Annotated in this window: 2 protein-coding genes; one reads left to right on the forward strand and one right to left on the reverse strand. The window is 67.9% G+C overall.

The features are described 5' to 3' along the window. Positions 1-121: 121 nt before the first annotated feature. Positions 122-397 (reverse strand): hypothetical protein, encoded by a 276-nt coding sequence (locus ABZ641_RS37710; protein ID WP_359989122.1) that lies wholly within the window; start codon positions 395-397, stop codon positions 122-124. 297 nt (positions 398-694) lie between these two features. Here ABZ641_RS37710 and ABZ641_RS37715 point away from each other — a divergent pair. Continuing rightward, positions 695-1,339: DUF4331 domain-containing protein (locus ABZ641_RS37715; RefSeq protein WP_359989124.1), on the forward strand; the 645-nt coding region annotated here is incomplete at its 3' end.

A 1,339-nucleotide genomic window follows, 5' to 3' on the forward strand; every position in this document is an offset into this window, starting at 1 on the left:
CCGTGCCGACATCCAGCTCGGCCAGCCGGCGCAACCACACGACGGCACAGATGCGCTCAGTGCTGAAAACGCCCAGCACGGTCCGGCCGGGCCAGGAACTCGCGGGTCTGCGGCGGAAGCGTCACACGGTCACCAGACGGCGGTTGCGTCCGTTCCAGGTGTAGTGCAGCGTGGCGACACCGCGTACGTGCGGGTCACGCAGGCGCTCGTAGATCTGGAGTGCGGGCACGTCGGGCCAGGTACCCATCAGGCGCTCGCTGGTCAGGACGAAGTCGAGGTCGAGATCGACGAGGATACGGCCGAGCCTGCCGTGGGTCGGCTCGTCGACCTCGGCGAAGGCGTCGTCGACGAGGATCAGCCGGGGCGGGCGCGTCGGGCGCTGTCCCGGATGGCCCACCCGGGAAGCAGGCCGGATCTGTCCATGGTGACTTTATGTCAGGCCTACGACTCCTGTGGGCGGTGCTTCAGCGTGCTTCCGAAGCGGTCTTCGACCGGCCCGGCGAGCGGAGCGCCGCCCACGTGCGAGGCAGTCCTCAAACCACTCCGCGCCAGGAGGCGATCACTCGTTGCTGCCCGTCCACAGGTCGTCGGAAGCCAGCGGGGCGCCGAGCCGGGCCGACTTCAGAGAGAAGTGATCATGCAGCCTTCGCGTTCCTCCCGGCATCCGGCGTTCGCCCGTCGTGCCGAAAAGCCGATGGCGGGCCTGGGTGTCCTGGCCCTGGCCGCTGCGGGTGCCTTGGCCGGTCTCGCTCCGGGTGTCAGCTCGGCGTCGAGTCACCGTGAGGCCCCGCTGATCGCGGGTGACCCGCGGGTGGACAACACGGACGTATACGCTTTCACCAGCCCGGACAAGCCGGACACCGTCACGCTCATCGCGAACTGGATCCCGTTCGAGGAACCCAACGGCGGCCCGAACTTCTACGCGTTCGCGGACGATGCGCGCTACAACATCAAGATCGACGCCGACGGCGACGGCAGGGCCGACACCACATACACCTGGACTTTCAGCAACCACTACCGTGACGACGCCAACCAGTTCCTCTACAACACCGGCGTCGTGAACAACCTCGACGATCCGACGCTGAACTTCCGCCAGACCTACACCCTCACCGAGACCCACGCCGACGGGTCCAGCAAGACGCTGCTCAAGGATGCGATCGCGGCCCCGTCCAACACGGGCCAGGCCTCGATGCCGAACTACGCGTCGCTGCGCCAGCAGGCCATCCGCGACCTGCCCGGCGGCGGCCAGACCCTCGCCGGCCAGGCCGACGACCCGTTCTTCCTCGACCTGCGGGTCTTCGACCTGCTCTATGGCGGGAACCTCAAGGAGTCAGGGCAC

The sequence above is a fragment of the Kitasatospora sp. NPDC007106 genome, assembly GCF_040634455.1.
Lineage (GTDB): Bacteria > Actinomycetota > Actinomycetes > Streptomycetales > Streptomycetaceae > Kitasatospora > Kitasatospora arboriphila.